General features: G+C 42.3%; 18 protein-coding genes. 2 read left to right on the forward strand and 16 right to left on the reverse strand.

What is annotated here, in order from left to right; genetic code table 11:
* Nucleotides 1-338: 338 nt before the first annotated feature.
* A complete protein-coding gene (locus tag KXZ66_RS18255) occupies nt 339-1,316 on the forward strand; it encodes a 2-hydroxyacid dehydrogenase (protein ID WP_072173470.1) in 978 nt (325 codons plus the stop codon).
* A 36-nt stretch (nt 1,317-1,352) separates the two neighbouring features.
* Here the strand turns inward: KXZ66_RS18255 and psdB are convergent, their stop codons facing one another.
* The 4 genes from psdB to psdR form a co-directional block, all read right to left on the reverse strand.
* Entirely contained in the window at nt 1,353-3,293 is a 1,941-nt protein-coding gene (psdB, locus tag KXZ66_RS18260; RefSeq protein WP_041850493.1) for a lantibiotic ABC transporter permease PsdB, read from the reverse strand.
* A complete protein-coding gene (gene psdA, locus KXZ66_RS18265) occupies nt 3,268-4,047 on the reverse strand; it encodes a lantibiotic ABC transporter ATP-binding protein PsdA (RefSeq protein ID WP_003228167.1) in 780 nt (259 codons plus the stop codon). The genes psdB and psdA overlap by 26 nt, the downstream gene beginning before the upstream one ends.
* A gap of 82 nt (nt 4,048-4,129) precedes the next feature.
* Entirely contained in the window at nt 4,130-5,200 is a 1,071-nt protein-coding gene (psdS, locus tag KXZ66_RS18270; RefSeq protein WP_165634575.1) for a two-component sensor histidine kinase PsdS, read from the reverse strand.
* Nucleotides 5,194-5,907 carry a two-component system response regulator PsdR gene (gene psdR, locus KXZ66_RS18275; RefSeq protein ID WP_003244535.1) on the reverse strand — a complete coding sequence of 238 codons (714 nt, stop codon included), beginning with the start codon at nt 5,905-5,907 and terminating at the stop codon, nt 5,194-5,196. The genes psdS and psdR overlap by 7 nt, the downstream gene beginning before the upstream one ends.
* A gap of 146 nt (nt 5,908-6,053) precedes the next feature.
* On the opposite strand from psdR, the gene KXZ66_RS18280 reads away from it, so the two are divergent.
* Nucleotides 6,054-6,263, forward strand: coding sequence for a lipoprotein (locus tag KXZ66_RS18280; protein ID WP_003243327.1), 210 nt, complete (start codon nt 6,054-6,056; stop codon nt 6,261-6,263).
* Nucleotides 6,264-6,298: 35 nt separating this feature from the next.
* On the opposite strand, the gene KXZ66_RS18285 is transcribed toward KXZ66_RS18280, so the two are convergent.
* The 12 genes from KXZ66_RS18285 to KXZ66_RS18340 all read right to left on the reverse strand — a co-directional run bounded on the left by KXZ66_RS18285 (nt 6,299) and on the right by KXZ66_RS18340 (nt 19,724).
* Nucleotides 6,299-7,063 carry an arylamine N-acetyltransferase family protein gene (locus tag KXZ66_RS18285; RefSeq protein WP_080529834.1) on the reverse strand — a complete coding sequence of 255 codons (765 nt, stop codon included), beginning with the start codon at nt 7,061-7,063 and terminating at the stop codon, nt 6,299-6,301.
* Nucleotides 7,064-7,321 carry an HPr family phosphocarrier protein gene (locus KXZ66_RS18290; protein WP_077671033.1) on the reverse strand — a complete coding sequence of 86 codons (258 nt, stop codon included), beginning with the start codon at nt 7,319-7,321 and terminating at the stop codon, nt 7,064-7,066.
* 23 nt (nt 7,322-7,344) lie between these two features.
* The gene (gene whiA, locus KXZ66_RS18295) at nt 7,345-8,295 is read right to left on the reverse strand and encodes a DNA-binding protein WhiA (protein ID WP_003243775.1); all 951 of its coding nucleotides are present in this window, start codon (nt 8,293-8,295) and stop codon (nt 7,345-7,347) included.
* 22 nt (nt 8,296-8,317) lie between these two features.
* Entirely contained in the window at nt 8,318-9,271 is a 954-nt protein-coding gene (gene mgfK / locus KXZ66_RS18300; protein ID WP_049140423.1) for a gluconeogenesis morphogenetic factor, read from the reverse strand.
* Nucleotide 9,272: 1 nt separating this feature from the next.
* Entirely contained in the window at nt 9,273-10,160 is an 888-nt protein-coding gene (gene rapZ, locus KXZ66_RS18305) for an RNase adapter RapZ (RefSeq protein ID WP_003228143.1), read from the reverse strand.
* A gap of 24 nt (nt 10,161-10,184) precedes the next feature.
* Nucleotides 10,185-10,661, reverse strand: a complete 477-nt coding sequence (locus tag KXZ66_RS18310; RefSeq protein ID WP_010886622.1) for an 8-oxo-dGTP diphosphatase — start codon at nt 10,659-10,661, stop codon at nt 10,185-10,187.
* Between the two features lie 318 nt (nt 10,662-10,979).
* Entirely contained in the window at nt 10,980-11,930 is a 951-nt protein-coding gene (gene trxB, locus KXZ66_RS18315) for a thioredoxin-disulfide reductase (protein WP_219144683.1), read from the reverse strand.
* A gap of 205 nt (nt 11,931-12,135) precedes the next feature.
* The gene (gene cwlO, locus KXZ66_RS18320; protein ID WP_021480679.1) at nt 12,136-13,545 is read right to left on the reverse strand and encodes a peptidoglycan DL-endopeptidase CwlO; all 1,410 of its coding nucleotides are present in this window, start codon (nt 13,543-13,545) and stop codon (nt 12,136-12,138) included.
* Between the two features lie 380 nt (nt 13,546-13,925).
* Complete coding sequence (locus KXZ66_RS18325) at nt 13,926-15,380, reverse strand: tetratricopeptide repeat protein (RefSeq protein WP_219144684.1); 1,455 nt, start codon at nt 15,378-15,380, stop codon at nt 13,926-13,928.
* 125 nt (nt 15,381-15,505) lie between these two features.
* Complete coding sequence (gene bmrA / locus KXZ66_RS18330; protein WP_219144685.1) at nt 15,506-17,275, reverse strand: multidrug resistance ABC transporter ATP-binding protein/permease BmrA; 1,770 nt, start codon at nt 17,273-17,275, stop codon at nt 15,506-15,508.
* Between the two features lie 164 nt (nt 17,276-17,439).
* The gene (locus KXZ66_RS18335) at nt 17,440-17,799 is read right to left on the reverse strand and encodes a hypothetical protein (RefSeq protein WP_063334722.1); all 360 of its coding nucleotides are present in this window, start codon (nt 17,797-17,799) and stop codon (nt 17,440-17,442) included.
* A 14-nt stretch (nt 17,800-17,813) separates the two neighbouring features.
* Nucleotides 17,814-19,724, reverse strand: a complete 1,911-nt coding sequence (locus KXZ66_RS18340; protein WP_213783459.1) for a DUF6792 domain-containing protein — start codon at nt 19,722-19,724, stop codon at nt 17,814-17,816.

The following is a 19,724-nucleotide window of genomic DNA, read 5'->3' on the forward strand; positions in this document are numbered from 1 at the left end:
AAGGAATTATAGCATAGGAATAAGCCAAGAAAAGGATTTCAAAAAAAGACACTATAATTGGACTGTAGAATCAAAACATAAACATTTATATCTTTCAAAGATAATAAAATTTATATTTAATGAATCCTATAATCCGGCTGCTGCTCGCATATTGATGATTTGTCTGACAAAAAATATGGGTGAATTCTGATAATTAAAAAACTTTTTTAAGCAGATTTAGCTGTTCGATCTCCATTTTAAGTTCAAAAGAACCAGAAAATAAAAAGAATGCAGCTATATTTTTAACATCTATTTATTTCCGATATAATGAAATAGACAATAGCCATAAAGGGGGAGCCTTGTTGAAACCATTTGTATTTATCACAAAACCGATTCCTGAAGAGATTGAAGCATTCATCGGTGAACATTGCCGTTATGAAGTATGGCAGGAGGATACGCTTCCGAGTGACGTGCTATTTGAAAAATTAAAAGATGCGGAAGGGCTTTTAACGTCAGGGACTTCCGGGCCGTCAATCAATCGTGAGTTGCTGGAACACGCGCCTAAGCTCAAAGTGGTCAGCAACCAATCAGTAGGCTACGATAACTTCGATATAGAAGCAATGAAAGAAAGAGGAGTCGTCGGGACTCATACACCTTATACACTGGATGACACAGTTGCAGATCTGGCTTTTTCACTGATTCTGTCTTCCGCCAGACGTGTTGCCGAACTGGACCGTTTTGTCAGAGCAGGAAAATGGGGAACCGTGGAAGAGGAAGCGCTTTTCGGAATTGATGTTCATCATCAAACGTTAGGCATTATCGGCATGGGCAGAATTGGAGAACAAGCAGCGAGACGCGCCAAATTTGGTTTTGATATGGAAGTGCTTTATCATAACCGACATCGCAAACAAGAAACAGAAGACAGCATCGGCGTTAAGTATGCAGAGCTTGATACATTGCTGGAGCAATCTGATTTTATTCTTCTCATTACGCCGCTGACTGATGAAACCTATCACATGATAGGAGAACGTGAATTTAAGTTAATGAAGGATTCAGCAATTTTCGTCAATATTTCCCGGGGAAAGACAGTCGATGAAAAAGCACTGGTTCGCGCTCTTCAGGAAGGCTGGATCAGGGGAGCCGGCTTAGATGTATACGAAAAAGAGCCTGTCACCCGAGATAATCCGCTTCTGCAGCTGGATAATGTCACGCTGCTTCCTCATATCGGTTCAGCAACAGCTAAAGTGCGCTTCAACATGTGCAAACAGGCCGCCGAAAATATGATTGCAGCCATTCAAGGACAAACACCGAAAAATCTCACAAGAGAATTTCAATAAATCAAAAATCCGGTCTGATAACAGACCGGATTTCTATTACATACGCTGAAGAACAGCACGCTTATAAATATGGCGGGTGACGATATAATAAACAGCCTGGAATACAAAATAAATGAAGATGACAATTACGGCCTCAAGAAATAAATTGGAATTCAGCATATTACTTAACGCTGCATACGCAAAGCCGGCGTGAATCGTACCTGCGATAAATGGGATGAAGAATAAAAATCCTATTTGCTTTCCAAGGATCGAGTGAATCTCTTTGTCCGTAACCCCTATCCTTTTTAACGCTAACACCTGCACTCTCGTATCTTCTATTTCCGTAAACATCCGCAAATACAGCATGCTTCCTTGCACGATAAAAAACAGCACGCTGACAAACAGACCAATAAACAGCATTAATGCAACTCCCTGCTTCACAATTTGATAACTAGGAGCACGTGTTTGAAAATCAGATGTATGTTCTTTCGGCACCATGTTTTCAAGCTTTTCAGAGACATCCACCGTCTCCTGCCAATGCTCAAGCTCATAACCTACCATTCTCATCTGTTCCTTCAGCGGCACATCCTGTGACAGACTGTCAAAGCTCTTTTCGCTGACAACCAATAAACGGCTGACTCCATCGACAGACATCAATATCCCTTTGTTTTGCTGCTTTTTCATGACGTAGGAAAGGGTTTTTCCTGACTTCATATGAAATGCTGCTGTTTCCCCTTCTCCAAATGTGTCTTTAACCATCATTTGAAAAGAAACATTAATAAATGCTTCATTTTCTTGTAAATGAATAACTGGGAACCCTTTTTCCTTTGCGACTTGATTATAGACCTTTTCTGAAATCAGCAAAGCTTCCGCTTCCATCTTCTTATTTCCATACGGCAAGTCTGACTGAAAAGTGACAGGAATCCCAGTGGCATCCACCTTATACTTGATAACAACATGAGCTTTTTTCAATGTATTCTCAGCCGTCTCAGGCTTCATGACCTGAAAGCGGGAAGCATCCTTTTCCACCCAGGAAACAGACTGAGGAATGCTTTGCTCCTCCTGCCTTTGTAAATCGGAATAAAACATATAGATGACACCTGTAGCTGTTAGTATGACCGCTGTAATGACAGAGGTTAAAAACAGCATGCGTGCATGATCCTTCAGCCTGAATATCATGTTGGAACGCACAATGATATTTGTGCCTTTGTAGAAGCTGTGTTTCTTTCGGTACAGCATGCGGAAAAACGCCACACTGCTTTGTGTAAAAAAGAAATACGTGCCAATTAACACTAAAATCAAAATTGGAAATACCCGAAACATCATGTCAATTGCATTGGCTGTTGCAGATAGATAATAACCGCTGCCAAGACATAGCAAAGACAATACAGTGAGCCATTTCGAATAAACCGGCAAGCTTTTCGGCTTTTTGGCCGATTTAATCAGTTCAATGATTTCCAGCTTCCGAATCCGTCCCAGTGATAAAATGAGCAGCGTCTGAAACAGGATGAGAAAGCCGGCAATTGTCATCACAAACGCTTTCGGCACAATGGCAAACGAAATCGGCACCTTCACGCTGAGCATCCATGTCATGATCATAAAAAACAGTTTTGAAAATAACAGGCCTGCTCCAATGCCGGCCGCAATCGCCGCAAGAGAAATAAGTGACTGCTCATAATAAATCATCTTGCGAAGCTGCTGCTTTGATGTGCCAAACAGTGTCAGCAGCCCAAACTCTTTCTTTCTTGCCTGCAAAAACGCTGAATTGGAATATGTGATGAAAAATATACAAAACACAATGATGACGACAAGAGCTGCGCTCAAGCATGTTTTGACAAGGCTTCCGCCATATATATTGTCTTCATTGACATCAGGATGAAAAATAAATGATGTGAAGACAAAAAACACCGAAACGGCAAACACACAGCTTAAAAAGTAGGCCACATACCGTTGCAGATTCCCAAGAATGTTTTTACGGGCGATAGTTCTCAAATTCATGAAAATCGCCTCCCAACACACTCAAGGTATCCAATATACTTTGATAAAACACCTGCCTGTTTGTTCCTCTGTGAATCTCTGAAAAGAAACGTCCGTCTTTAATAAAAACAATTCGTTTACAGAAACTTGCTGCTGTGGCATCATGCGTAACCAACAGAATCGTCGCTTCCTTTTCCTCATTCAACTGAGCTAGTGTGTTCATCACTTGCTTTGCCGATTTTGAGTCGAGGTTTCCTGTCGGTTCATCGGCAAGAATGAGCGCTGGATTGTGAATAATCGCTCTGGCACAGGCTGCCCGCTGCTGCTGTCCGCCCGACACCTCATATGTGCGGTGATCGAGAATATGCTTGATTTGCAGCGTATCCGCCAGTTCATCCAATCGGGCTTCCATTTCTCTCAGCTTTACCTTATCCAATGCGAGCGGCAAGAGAATATTTTCACGAATCGTCAGCGTATCAAGCAGATTAAAATCCTGAAAGACGAAGCCGAGTTCTCTTCTGCGAAACAAAGCCAGCTCTTGGTCCTTTAACGTTTTCGGCTGAATGCCGTTGATCATCATCTCGCCCTGGGTCGGCTTATCAATGGTAGCCAGCAAATTCAAAAGCGTGGTTTTTCCGCTTCCCGACGGCCCCATAATCCCGACAAATTCTCCTTTTGACACACTGAGATCAAAGGCGCTGAGCGCTTGGTATGATATTGTTCCTTTATTTGAATAGTACGTTTTCGATAGGTTCGTTGTTTGCAACACGTTCATGTTCTGCTCCTCCTTTTTCTTTATTATAAAAAGGAAGTCAGCATCCTCCCATCGAACTTTCTTGCAATTCCGCTCCCCAACCTTACAATGCTGTCACATTCACGAGGGTGTCACTTGAAAACACGATGGTCATCACAGTGCCAGCCCCTTCTTTTGATTCCGCATACAGCTTATGGCCGAGACGGCTGCACACCTGTTTTGCCAAATAAAGGCCCATTCCAGTTGCCTCTTTCATGGTTCGTCCGTTTTCTCCGGTAAAAAACGCGTCAAAAATCCGCGGCAGATCCTGCGGCGGTATGCCGATTCCTTCGTCGGCAACCGACAAGCGCGTCTCATGTCCCTGTGTTTCAATCCGGATTGTAATAGGGTCTCCCACACCTTGCTTTGAATATTTTAAGGCGTTGAAAAGGATTTGCTCAACAACAAAGGAAAGCCACTTTTGATCACTGGAAATCTGAACGGCATTTGGCGGCACATGTAATGTTGGAAAAAGGCGCCGTTTAATAAACTGACGTTTTTCCTGATTGATCAGTGAACGAACCATTTCTGCCAAATCAAAGGTTTGCGGCTTTACATCAAATGCAAATTCCTCCAGCCGGGCCGTTTGCAGCATCATATCAAGACCGTGGCGAAATCTCTCATTCTCATCCTCCAGCTCCTCTAAAAACGTCGAAAAAGAGGATGAGGTTCCGTTTTTTCCTTCCTGAATCATTAAGGATATGACGGATACCGGTGTTTTCATATGGTGGACCCATTGGTTGGTGAAGGTATAATGCTGTTTTTGCTGATTGATATATTGTGAGAGCCTGCTTTCGTATTGCTGCCCGAGTGCGTTGATCATTTTCGTCCAAAGCGCTTGCTCTCCTGTTCTTGGCTTTCTGGCTTTCAAAGACTGTCCGATGTCATTCGAAGAAGAGGCTTGTTCTGCAAGCTTTTTAACATATGTGAGAAAGGAAAATTGCCGAACATAATCAGCAGCAAAACCTGCGGCTAAAAGAGTACCGGGCAAAATCCATATGTACATCATATTTTCTTTGGAAGGTTCTGCGCCGCTCTCTACAATGCTTAAATACGCAATCAGCATGGCGGACCCTATCCCTAATAATGAAAATAGAATAATGGCTAAGCGGTCGATGAGATAAGTCTTTAACACTCCGCTTCATCCTTCCGATTGACTTGAAATTGATAGCCTTGTCCTCTGATTGTGGAAATGCAATCTGTCAGTCCTGCATTCTCCAGTTTTCTCCGCAGCCGGTTGACATTGACCGTTAACGTATTGTCATCGACAAAATCAACGTCATCCCATAACGCCTCCAATAGTTCATCACGAGAGACAATTTTTTTATGCTCCCTCACAAAAATAGAGAGAAGCTGAAATTCTTTTTGGGAAAACAGAATACGGACGCTGTTCCATTCGGCCTCATTTTGATCAGGATAAATCGTCAGCCCGCCAAGCTCCACTATTCTTGATTCCTGCGGCAAAGAGGGCGAGTATTCACCATATGTGCGGCGCAGGACGCTTTTGATTTTGGCCATCACTACCTCTAGATGGAACGGCTTTGTGATATAATCATCGCCGCCATTTTCAATCGCCATTACCTGATTCAGCTCATCGGTCCGTGCCGATATAAAGATAATCGGCGCATTGGAAATGGTACGGATTTGCCTACACCAATAAAACCCGTCAAAAAAAGGCAGGTTGATATCAAGCAGCACAAGATCAGGCTTCATTTCTGCAAATTCCAATTTTATATCATTCAGCTGTTCAGCAATTTTCACTTCATATCCGTATTTTTGAAGATGACCGCCCAGCAAAGAAGCAATCCGCTCATCATCTTCCACAAGCAAAATCCGATACACGTTGATCCCCCTTATATGTACATCACGATGATTTTTCTAGAAGATTCCAAAATTATTATAGCATGTGCGGAATAGTAAATCGGTCTTTTTCTTTTTGCTATGATAGAATGATAAAGGTAAAATTTTCATAATAGGCAGGTGTCGTGATGAAGAAAATCATGCTGTTTCTGGCAATGACGTCAATTCTTTCAGCATGTCAGCCCAACTATACCGGGAAATACATAGAAATTGGGGATACACTAACTGACTATACCAAAGAGTGTTTTAAAGAGAATGAAATTCCTTATAAATACGAAAAGGGAAAACTGTATATCCCAGAAGATGCATTTGATACAGCGATCTACACTTGTTCATAAGAAAAAGCTTGCAGATAACCTGCAAGCTTTTCACGTTACAAAAAATGAGTATTTAATTTCTCTTCAAATTCTGAAGGACCGATGTCGCTTTTTTGAATGTCACCGCCGTTTTCATAAATCGTAAAATGGCGCTCTGACATGACCATCCTTCCGCTCGGCGTCAGCTTTGAGGCAAGCGGGGATTTGTTAAAAGGAGATTTTTCATGAGAGTGAATGATGTCCTTCATGTTATCTAAATCACCGAGATCACTCTCTTCAAGAGTAAAGGCGTACCCGATTTGCCAGCCTTCTCCCTTGTCCATCAGCAGAACATGGCTGCCCTTTTCTGTCTCTTCTCTTTTGATTCGGAATGACCCGACTGGTGACTGTACCGTTTCTCCGGAAAGCGGTATCGGCTGGAGCGCCAGGTTGATGCCGAAGCCGATATCAACGAGGTAATCGCCGTTTTCCGCAGACAGCCATACAGCAGCATGCGTCCCTTCTAGTGCCCATCCCTCTTGATTGCCTGCATAAACCGTTCCTCGAATGAGCTTCACATGAAACCCGGCCTCATGCAAGACAAAATAAAGGAAACCATTTAGATCGTAGCATAGGCCGCCGTGCTGATCTTTGAGCAGACGTCGCCATAGCTCTTCTTTTGTGATCTTATAATTCTCTTTTGCAAGTACGGCACGGTTTTCGAATGGAAAACGGTATGCCATTGCTTTGAGAAAAAGGGGAAGATCGCCGAAGCTGACATGATCTTTCTCCCAGCCAATTTTCTGAAAGCAATCTTTTAGAAAGTCACTCATTTTTATCACCTAAACTTCTTCTTGAACGTAAGCAGCCAGCTTCTCCAGCGCCTCTTGTTCATCTTCTCCCTGGGCAATCAAGATAACCTCAGTGCCTGTGCTTACCGCAAGGCTCATCAGCCCCATGATGCTTTTGGCGTTTACTTTTTTCCCATCCTTCTCAAGAAACACATCTGACGTAAACCGGTTTGCTTCTTGTACAAACAAAGCAGCAGGACGTGCTTGCAGTCCTGTCTTTAATCGAACTTCCACTTTCTGTTGAACCATAAGATCTCCCCTTTTCTTTACGGTTATTTTAAAGTGACGGTTTGCCCTGTCCGCAGCTGTTCTGCGATTTCGTCAAGTTTTCTCAGCCTGTGATTGATCCCTGATTTGCTGATTTTCCCGCTTGCTACCATTTCCCCCAGCTCTTTCAGCGTCACTTCCTGATAATCAATTCGCAGCTGCGCAATTTCCCGAAGTTTTTCAGGCAGCGCCTCCAGGCCGATTCTTTCATCGATGTATTTAATATTTTCCACCTGTCTCAGCGATGCGCCGATTGTTTTGTTTAAGTTGGCTGTTTCACAATTGACGAGGCGGTTGACCGAATTTCTCATGTCCCGGACGATTCTGACATCCTCAAATCGCAGAAGCGAATTGTGAGCGCCAATTACGTTCAGAAACTCTGTAATCTTTTCAGCCTCTTTTAAATAGGTAATGTAGCCTTTTTTCCGTTCAAGCGTTTTGCTGTTTAACTGAAACTCATTTAACAGGTCACATAATGAATCGTTATGCTCCTTATAAAGAGAGAAGATTTCTAAATGATACGAGGAGGTTTCCGGGTTATTGACCGAACCTCCTGCCAAAAATGCTCCTCTCATATAAGAACGCTTGCAGCATCTCTTTTTGACCAGCTCTTTCGAAATACTTCGTTCAAACACAAAATTCTCCCCGAGTATTTTTAAATCCTCTAAGATCGCTTTTGCATTTTCTGAAAAACGCACAATATAGACGTTATTCTTTTTCAGCCGCATTTTCTTTCTGACCAGCAGCTCGACCGACACATCATATTGTTTTTTCAGCAATGTATAGATGCGGCGGGCAATCGCCGCGTTTTCGGTTTGAACATCGAGTACGAGATGGCGGTTTGTAAATGATAAAGCTCCATTCATCCGAATGAGTGCAGACAGCTCGGCATTAATGCAGCAGTCCTTCACTTCCAGATTCGTTAATTCTTTTTTTGTTTCTGATGCAAATGACATATAGCCACCTCATTTCAAGGCTTCATTCTTTCAGTAAATCAACAAGAAGAGAGGCCACTTTATGTGTATCGTGACGTATTACGTCATTTTTATACGTTACAATTTGATCTCTGATGACTTCAAGCCCCATCGCTTTCAGCTCTTCGATATCAAAATCAACAGGACGCGCCGATTCCATTTCGTACTTACGTTTTATTTCGTCGGGAATGTCTTCACTGTTCACTAATATCGTATCAATAAAACCGCAGCCCATATGCTGATTGAGGGCTTTCACATGATCAGCAGCGGTGTAATGGAGCGTTTCGCCGGGCTGAGTCATCACGTTGCAAATGTATACTTTTTTCGCCGGCGCCTTTATCACTTCTTCCCCGATTTTTGGGACGAGCAAATTGGGAAGAATGCTTGTATAGAGGCTTCCCGGGCCGATAATAATCAAATCCGCTTCCCTGATCACGTCTATTGTTTCCGGCAGCGGATCAATCTGTTCAGGCGTGAGAAAAACACGCTTAATGCGCTGTCCGTATTCTGGGATCGTTGACTCGCCTGAGACCACGCGGCCGTCTTCCATCTCAGCATGCAAAACAACACTGGCATTGGCAGCCGGCAAAACCTTTCCTCTTACATTCAGCACCTTGCTCATTTCAGTGACAGCGTGAAAAAAATCACCGGTTATATTTGTCATCGCTGCCAAAATCAAATTCCCGAGAGAATGGCCTGTTAAGTCATTCCCTTTATTGAAGCGGTGCTGAAAAAGATCTTCAACAAGCGGCTCCACATCGGATAAAGCGGCAAGCACATTTCTGATGTCTCCGGGAGGCGGAATTTTCAGTTCATTCCGCAGACGGCCAGAGCTTCCCCCATCATCGGCAACTGTTACAATGGCCGTGATGTCAACAGGTTTATGCTTTAAGCCCCGAAGCAATACAGAAAGACCTGTACCGCCGCCAAAGATTGCAATTTTCGGCTTATGTCCCATCTTATTTCCGGCTTCTCTTTTCAATGTCCCGGTGAGTAACATGAGTATAGTAATCCTTTTTGAAATAATCAGCTAAATTCTCGGCTAATGTCACAGAGCGGTGCTGGCCCCCTGTGCAGCCGATCGCAATGACAACCTGGCTTTTTCCTTCTCTTTTATAAGATGGAAGCATAAAGCTCAGCAGATCAATTAATTTCTCATTGAACTTTTGTGTTTCATTCCACTTCATGACGTAAGAGGAAACCTCTTTATCCTTGCCAGTCAGCGGCCGCATGCTTTCGATATAGTACGGATTCGGCAAAAATCTGACATCAAAGACGAGATCTGCATCAATTGGAATACCGTATTTAAAACCAAATGACATGACATTCACGGTAAATGTCTCTCCTTGGTTTGTCGCAAAGTGCTTCACGATTTTTTCACGCAAATCACGCGGCTTCATGTCAGACGTATCGTAAATGATTTGAGAGCGGCCTTTTAATTCCTCAAGCAGCTCTCGTTCCAGCGCGATGCCTTCAAGCGGCAGGCCAGTCGCTGCCAGCGGATGCGAGCGTCTCGTTTCTTTATATCTCGTGACGAGAATGGAATCCTTCGCGTCCAGGAATAAAATTCGCGGTGTGATCCACGGATTTTCGGCCATTTCATCCAGCGCTTCAATCAGCCGGTCAAAAAATTCGCGGCCGCGCAAATCCATCACGAGCGCAACTTTGCTCATTTTCGAATTTGATTCCTTCATCAGCTCTAAAAACTTCGGAAGCAATGAAGGCGGAAGATTATCGACGCAGAAATAGCCGAGATCTTCAAAGCTTTGGATCGCGACAGTTTTCCCCGCTCCCGACATTCCGGTTATAATGACAAGCTGAATATCATGTGATTCACTAGCACTCATCTTTCTCCCCCCTGACTTGTCTTTCTATTTGATGTGCTGCGGATCTAAACGATAACTGAGCAGCTCAAATTCCGGTGTATACGTAAATGTGCCGTGCAGCAGCCCTTGTCCCTTCATCATAAAATCAAGGATATGGCCGTCTCCAGGGGCCATAGGCAGGTTCTGAATGTCATTGACATCGTGCCACTGCAGTTTGCCTTCCTCTGATTCTGATACATTTTGTCCTGTATATGAATCAGCGACAAACGTAAACATCATCCACTCGGAGACAATGTGGTCACCGTCTTTAATAATAAAGGTAAAAACGCCTTTTAATTGAGGATTTATGATATAGATACCAGTCTCTTCTCTGTACTCTCTGATGACGGAGTCTCTAACTGATTCTCCGCTCTCCATCTTGCCTCCCGGCGCGACCCACCATCCGCGTCTCGGCTTTTGAAGCAGAAGAACTTTGTCATCCGTCTGAAGCACACAATTTGTCACTCTTTGCAAGTACGTCACCTAACCTTCGTCCTGTCATCGTCTCTTTATTATACCGCTTCAAGATGCCTCCCACAATGAAGAGACATTGACAATCTTTTCTTCTATTTTACAGCATATTCATTCCTTAATTCAGATGATTTTGCTGTAACTGGCATTCATCTTTTATTTATGGACAAAAAAAGGACACGGATAACTGGAGAATCCGTGCCAAAAAAGTGTATTCATTATAAAAAGGGGGTCAATTACTTTATTAATCATAACCGAAAAGCATTACACATGTGTTACAACGGAATTAAAACCCAGTAACGTAATGTGAAACTCGTATGACAGCCCTTTTTATTTTAAGGTTTTCAGCGTTTCGTGGAGCTCTTCGACATAATGCTGTACGCTTTGTGCCGCAATACTTCCGTCTCCTGTAGCCGTTACGATTTGGCGCAGTGATTTTTCGCGGATGTCTCCGGCAGCGAAAATCCCTTCAACCTTCGTCTCCATGCGGTCGTTTGTTTCGATATAGCCTTCTTCATTCGTAATGCCCAGGTTTTCAAACGGTTTAGACAGAGGAAGCATGCCGATGTAAATGAATACGCCGTCTGTTTTGAATTCACTTTCTTCACCGGTTACCGTATCGACAAGCGTTACGTTACCGACTTTGCCGTTTTCCTCATGAATTTCCTTCACGGTTTTGTTCCACAGGAAGTCAACTTTTTCATTGTCAAATGCTCTCGCTTGAAGAATACTTTGAGCACGGAGTTTATCTCGTCTGTGAACAATTGTTACTTTTGAAGCGAAACGAGTCAGATATACGCCTTCTTCAACCGCGGAATCTCCGCCGCCAACAACGACTAGTTCTTTGCCTTTAAAGAAAGCGCCGTCACATACTGCACAATAAGATACACCGCGGCCACCCAATTCTTTTTCGCCAGGCACACCGATTTTTTTATATTCCGCACCAGCAGCAATGATGACAGCACGGGCTTTATATTCTTTTGAACCAGCTTTGACTACTTTGTACTCTTTGCCGTCAACGACCTCTTTAATATCGCCATAAGCGTATTCAGCGCCGAATTTTTTCGCGTGTTCAAACATTTTGTTAGAAAGCTCAGGCCCAAGGATACTTTCGAATCCAGGATAGTTTTCTACATCTTCCGTATTGGCCATTTGTCCGCCAGGAATTCCTCTTTCAATCATTAATGTCGATAAATTCGCTCTTGATGTGTATACAGCGGCCGTCATCCCAGCAGGGCCTGCGCCGATTATAATCACGTCATAAATTTTTTCTTCTGACACACTATTCACTCCTTAAACCATCTTTTCAAGTTTGGGCTCTTTCTTATAAGATAAGAATCCCCATCAAACGTATTCCTTACCCATATCCTATAAAATCTCATGGTGATACGCTATTTTTTTGCTCAACACGATTAAATGTATTCGAAAAGGGTATATGCTAATAAAGAAAGAGCCTTCTGTTTATAGAAGGCCCTTGTCATATTTATTATTGAACAACACGTCTTACAACGCCTTTAAATGCTGCTTTCCAGTAAGGATTGCTCATAGAGTCAACAGATACGCCATGAGATGTATTGTCGTTTAGGAAAGTACCGTTTCCTAAGTAGATTCCTACGTGTCCATTTGTTTTGTAAGTGTCAAAGAACACAAGGTCTCCGCGTTTCATTTCAGACGCGCTGACAGCTTGTCCTCTGCCAACTAACGTATCAGTTGTTGTTCCGCCTACAGGTCCAAGGTTAACACCTGCAGAAGCGTATGCCCAGCGTACGAAAGATGAGCAGTCAAAAATACGGTTGTTGATATCAGACTGACTGCGTCCGCCGCCAAACTTGTACGGAGATTGTCCTACAATGCTTGAACCAACGCTGATCGCGCCTTCAATTCCGCCAGAGTTACTGATAACAGTGCCGCCTGAATTGCTGTTTGAGCCGCTGCTCTTCTTAGAAGATGAGCCGTTAGACGAGCTGTTTGATGAACCGTTAGAAGAATTGTCTGAAGAATCATCAGATGAGCTTGCTTTTGCTGATTCAGTTGTAGCCGTTTGGCTGTCATCTGTTTGTGTTTCATCAGATGCTTTTTGTGCTTCTTCCTGCTTTTTGATCAAAGCAGCCGCTGCTTCTTGTTCTTTTTTGATGCGTGCTTGTTCAGCTTCAGTATTTGCTTTTTGATTTGCAAGTTCAGACGCCTCTGATTTTAATTCAGAAATCGCTTTAGCCGTTTTCTTTTGGCTTGCTTTTGCTTCGTCGAAAAGCTTGTCTTTTTCATTAAGCTGTTTATCAAGGTCTTTTTGCATTGTTTCTAATTTAGCCAATGCAGCTTGAACTTCTTTCAGCTTATCATTCAAATCCGCTTCAGAATCTTCGAGCTTCGCTTTATCCTGCTCTTGCTGTTTGATTAAATCTTTGTCTGCATCCACAATAGATGAAACCGCAGTCGCACGAGAGATAAAGTCACCAAAGCTTGTTGATCCTAGAAGAACATCTATGTATCCTTGAGATCCGCCGCTTTCCTGTAAAGAACGAACGCGTTTTTTCAGGATTTCATTGCGTTTTTCGATACGTGCTTCTGTTTCTTTAATCTCTTTTTTCAGTTTTTTGATTTCTTCTTTTGTTTTATCATTTTCTTCTTTTTTATCTTCGATCTTGTTACTTGTATCAAGCGCCTTAGCGTTAATGTCTTTCAGTTCTTTTTCAATCTTTGATTGATTTTCCTGAAGCTCAGTTAATTCTTTTTCCTTCGCTTCAATGCTGGAAGCAACCTCAGATTGCTTGCTTTCGATTTTTTGTTTCTTTTCATCTAATGTTTCCGCCGATGCAGTTTTACTTGTAAATGGGATCAAAAAACTGCTTGTCCCGATGACGGAAGCCAAACCAAGTGTAATTAAACTCTTTCTCACTTTTTATATCCTCCCTTTTACTGTGAACCTGTCCTCATTTGGAATCGTATTTTGAACATCAAGTTTCGTTCCTCATACTCTACGAGGAATGATGGTTGTTTATGGTTAATTATTCTGTGCATCTCTTATTCTGGTTGTATAGCGTTTATTTCACATCATATGTAAAAAACACTAATTCCTTATGTACGAGAATCATTATACCATCAAGTTTCGACAAATTAGCGATAAATTTTATTACATTTATGTTTCAAACAGATGTCAAGTCACACATCATTTGTCATTTTTCTTAAGCGTGTAAAAAAACTGTCGATATTATTTTCTTAATATAATCTATCAAACAAAAAAAGAGTCGATTAAATAAATCGACTCTTTAAAATTTACTATTCTAAAATATCATCAATATATTTCATATATTTCGTCAAAGTTGCCGGAGAGATGCCGAATCGGGCCGCTGTGTCTTTTTTCGTGTCTTGCTTGCCATGGGCTTCTTTCCAAATATAACAGATGGCTGCTGCCCAGCCTTTCTCATTTTTCAACGGAGCATCTGCACGAATTTGCTGGATGACATGGAAAACCCAGCAGCTCATGACTTCTGTTTTCATCTCTTCTTTTTCAGCTTGCTCTAATAGTTTGACCGTTTGATAGGCGAAAAGTGCATCCTCTGAAACGTCAGCAGCAGCAGAATCTCCATTTAGAAGCAGCTTTACAAAATGATTTTCAAAAGGAGCGGTTATTCTCTTTGAGCGTATCACCGCTTCAAGATGCTCTGTTTCTCCCTTTGTGCTGCTGATATAATAGGCTGCGAGACGCTGTTCCACAGATGAAGGAAGAGCTTCCCTCCGCTCAATCCAAGGCGCCGGGCGGTCTTCGCCGGGATATTGCGACTCGACTTTTCTCCAGATCGTCTCGGCAAAGTCGGTATGTCCCGTAAAATAAGCAGAGCATGAAAGCCAGTAAAAGAAGGTGTCGTCACCTTCAAAGCCGATTTTATATAATGATTTGAGCCATTTATATCCGATCTCGTAGCGGCCGACAAGCGCCAAAGTAGCACCCAATTTATAACGCTGCTCCATTAGCATCGGATAGACATTGGAGAGCTGATCACTCAATTCCGCCACTTTTTCGTCTTCTCTTTCATAATAGTAGAAAACGAGAAGATTGCATAAGGCGTGAAGATTTCCTTCATTATGAGAAAGCACTTCATAAGCGGTTTGCTTCGCTTTTACAACGTTTCCTGAATAGAAATAGGCAAGCGCGAGATTGTTGTATGCTGACCAAAGCTCCGGATATTCAGCTGTGATTTCCTCAAGCGCCGCAACCGCTTCAGCAAGCTGGCCGCTTTCCAGCAATGACTTTGCCCGATCCTGTTTCACCAGCAGTTCATCCTGATCATACAACGAATCCTCAATGCCGTCGTCTCCTAAATCGAGCAAATCAAGCAGACTATCGTTTTCTTCGGCGAATTCACCATCCGGGTCCGCATCAGAATAAGCGGCCGCTTCTTTATAAGCTTCCTGGAAGAGCCCCAGATGGGCAAAGTTATTCGCTTTAAAATAATGGCACTCCGGCATTTCGGCCTCCAGATTTGCCATGATATAGTCAAGAAGATCGTTCGACTCTTGATATTGGCCCATTTCCGAATAAATGACCGCAAGCTGTGAAAGCATCTCTGAATCCTCCGGCTCCAAATGAACCGCGCGCTGAATCAGTTTGCTTGCCCGTTTTAGATTGCGCTCTTTATACGCTTTCAAGCCTTTATGAAAAAAATATTGTCCATCTTGAAGCAGCTGGACAATTTGTGCGTGATTTTTATGTTCAGAAGTGTGTTTTCCCACAACTACCCTCCGTTTTATACAATATTACCGTCAGTAGTATACCATAAATCGTAGGCCCCTCAATAGTTCAAAAGGAAGGATTGGGAAAATCCCTCCTCTTTTTTATTGGCTGATTCGACCAAAATTTACCCGGCTTTGTTTTCTAAGTCTGCATTCATTTTCAGCTGCTGTTCAGCAAAATCCCGATAAAGGCCATGGGAAGCCATTAACTCATGGTGTGTTCCACGACCGGTAATTTCCCCTTTTTCAACAAACAAAAGCTGGTCCGCATCTACAACGGTAGATAGGCGGTGAGCGATAACAATCGTTGTGCGGCCCTCCATCAGCACCTCCAGTGCCTGCTGAACTGATTTTTCAGATTGGCTGTCGAGACTTGAGGTAGCTTCATCGAGCATAAGAATGCTTGGGTTACGGAGAAGTGCTCTCGCAATCGCGATTCTTTGCCTTTGTCCGCCTGACAGCATAATGCCGCGTTCGCCTACTTCTGTATCAAACTGATTCGGCAGCTCCTTTATAAAATTGAGCGCATATGCCATCTCCGCGGCTTTTTCGATCTCAGCATCCGTCACATCTCGTTCTAACCCGTAGCAAATATTTTCTCTGATTGTCCCGGACATTAACGGGCTTTCCTGTGATACATACCCGATATGCTCCCTCCACGATTCAAGCGAGTAAGTATCGACCGGCTCGTCCCCCAGCCGAATGGTCCCTGCAGTCGGAGTATAAAAACGTTCAAGCAGCTTAAACAGCGTCGTTTTCCCCCCGCCGCTCGGACCGACAATCGCTGTGACTTTACCTGCTTCAATGACGGCGCTGACCTCTTTTAAGATCAGCTGATCAGGCTTATATCCAAAAGACACGCAATCAAGCTGGATAGGCAGATGTGCATTTTCAATTTGTTTTCCTGTCACTGTATCTTCCTCTTCCTCTGCCAAAATCTCAATCATTCGTTCTGTTGCACCGATTGATTTTTGCAGCTGTGTGAAAAACGTTGTAATCTGGCCCATCGGCATAATAATTTGAAATAAATATAAAATAAAAGCCACGAGCGCTCCGGCTGTGAGCTCGCCTGATGAGACCTGCATGCCGCCATATCCGATCACTGCGACAAGCGCTGCCATTAACACGAGTGAAATAAGCGGGCCGACAAGCGATTGAACCTTGGCTTCACGAACGCCAAGCTTAAATAATGAGGAAATCCCCATCTTCCCGCGCCCATATTCGACATCCTCCGCATTTGAAGCCTTAACAAGTCTAATTTCCGGGAGAATTTGAATCAGCAGTCCTGTAAAACGAGCCGTTTCATCTTGTGTTTCCCGTGAAATGGAGAACATTTTCCGTCCAATCGGCACCAAAATAAGAGCGGCCAGCGGAACGACCACTAACACAAGCAGTGTCAGCTTCCAGTTCATAATAAACAAGATTGTCAATGATCCAATGACAGAAATGATGCCTGTAATAAATCCGCTGATATGGGTTGTAATCAATTCTTTGACCACCATCGTATCGTTCGTTACACGGCTGACTGTTTCTCCGGAAGCATTTGTATCAAAATAAGAGACAGGAAGCTTAATTAATTTCTTCCATAATAAATCCCGCAGGCCGGAGATGATTTTTTGTCCATTATAGTTAAGGGCATAGGTGGCATAAGCGCTTAAACCCGCCTGAACGAAAAACACCAGCGCGATCAACCCGATTTGCGTGCCTGACAGATTTGACATAGAAAAACCATCGACAAGCTGCTTTGTTAATAATGGAATGAGCAGGCTGACCAGTGTGGTTACAACACTGAGGGCAAGCGCAAAGGCGAGCTTTCCATAAGAAGGATTGGTCCGTCTTACTAAGGCAAAAAAGGGTTTCAATTTACTTTTAGATTTTTGTTTCTTGGTTGGCATATATTTTCCTCCTGTTTCAGCGTTCAGAAAGGTGAAAAGTCATAGCAAAAGGATGATTTTTACTCTTTCTCAATCATATCAATGGAGAAAGACTTTTTCAGTATATTTTTGCCGTGATCAAAATAAAAATCTCCCACTCATTGTTTGAATAGGAGATTTTTATGTTAGACATCTTTCACAGGCTTCTTTTTTCTGTAAGTCAATGTTACATCCTGCTGTCGCAGGTCTTCTATTATCATTTTGTACCGATCAACTTTTGCGGTATGTTCTTCTTTTATCATCTCAAGGGCGGCTTTTCGTTTTTCGCTTTTAGACTCAAGCTCTTTTTTTATTTTTTTTACAATCAACCCTTTTTGCCCTTTGATTTCCTCTTTTAATGAAGACTCAAATTTCTTTGTCAGGCTGAGAAAGTCGTTGATCGGTTGATTGAGGCTGCCCGCTTTCCCCTTCATTTCATCTTGGGTAAGAAACATATAGGTCGTTGATACAATTTCTGTTTCACTTTCTGAAAATAAGGAAGTCACTCTTCATATTCCTCCTAAGGCTGAAAATCAAATAACTGAGAAATCATTTCCTCTTTTTCAAACAGCTTTTCAATACTCTCGCGGATGTTTTTGATAAAATCTCTTTTTTCTGTTGTCTGTTTTTTTAATTCAGCAACAATTCCATCATTAGCAGGAAGCGCACCTGTGTGGAATGATTCATGAACTGAGATTTTTTCCAATTTATCGAATGTGTGGCTGAAACCAGCTGCAAGCCGGAATTGAAGATCGAAGGCATAATGCGAAGGGTTTTCTTCCATATGATGAATAGCCGTGATGATCGCCTGCTTTTTGTCTATGAAGTCTTCATCGATTTCCTGACTGTAAACCTTCTGGTACTTAGAAATCGCATCTTCCATATCTTCAACGATTTTCATACCGTTTTGATAGATTCTGACAGCGGATGAGAGATTGACTTGAATCGTTTCTCCCGAGCCGCTCTTCCCTGTAAAATAAATATCGGAGCCTTTATAGCTGAAGCCTTTTTCCTTTGACAAGGCGTTGAGCATTTGAACGATACTGTGGCCGTCGACGATAAGTTTTAGTGCGTCTTTTGTTTCTGTGTCGAGTGTTTTCAATGAGGACAGAATTGATTTTACGTAGTCCACTATTTCACCAACGTCTTTTAAAGCTTGCATAAATTGGCCATGCTTTAGATGGTCAATGAAATGTTCGTACCGTGATTCTATGCCTCGCATACTCGCATTAATATTCGTTAATTCTTTTTTGATGACTTTCTTTTGCGTTTCATCAATATAACCATTTTCAGCTAACTGATCTACGACCGGTCCGCTGTTTCTCAACAAGGTATGAAGAAAACCTAAAAACGAAGGCAGTTCTTCTTTTATTCGGCCATACATTTGCTTAACATCATCAAAATGCTCATATAGGACACTTACTTTCTTTAAAGCGCCGTCTGTGTTTTTCACTTTTTCAATCAGGTCTATGTCTATCCCGCTGGCTGCCTTTATAAAACCGTTCAAGCCGTCTTTTTCATAGTCATCCTTATATTTTTGAAGGAATTTTTGAATTGACCTCACATCTTCGTCAGGAACCCCATCCATAATATTTCGGATGCCTTTTACACTTGTATTTGTATCTGCCATCTTCACATCACCGAATGTAATGAAATCGGCCTTGCCGCTGACTCCGTACAGCGGGTCGTCTTTTGAGATGCGTTGGGTGATGTTTGCTGTTACGCCTTTGTCTTCATAATATTTTTGGATTTCTTTTTTTAACTTTTCTGGCGGGATGGAATCTATATCTTCATATTTATAACTAAATTTCCTAATAACATATCTATATAAACTTTCATCAGTTTCAAGTAATTGATCAATATTGACTTGAGCTCCATTTACCCCATAAACTTCATCATATTCTCCATCAATCAATTGCACCATAACTTGGTTATTATTTGCAAGTGAATGTCCTAAGGCGAATGTTTTTAAATCCTCAGAGTTACCTGCTGCTTTCTTTGCTTTGTTAGTAAACTCCTTTGTAGCCTCATACTGACTATGATCAATTCCTAAAAAAAGACCAAAAAAGTTATATGACCAATCCTTATTATCGGCACTACCTTCTGAAATAATCTGAAGCTGATCAATATGTTTTTTCTCATCTATTATATGGATTGCCGTTCCATCGTAACCTGATTCTCTGGTCGAACTTTGTATACTTGTATTCTGATTTACAAGTTCATTGGAGGTGTAAATTTCAATTTTCATATTCTCAGGAAGATCGTGGTGGGTTTCCTCTTTATAAATTCTGCGTATATCTGCTTCGAAATCCTTCTTAGCTTTCTTAACTTCACTCGCAATAGTTGAGGCAAACTTTTGTTTATAGTCATATTCTAAATCAATTAGCCTTAACTTTACGTTCTCATTCTCAAATACATTTTTATTTCCCAT

This window comes from Bacillus sp. LJBS17 (assembly GCF_019334685.1).
In the GTDB taxonomy this organism is placed as follows: Bacteria; Bacillota; Bacilli; order Bacillales; family Bacillaceae; genus Bacillus; species Bacillus subtilis.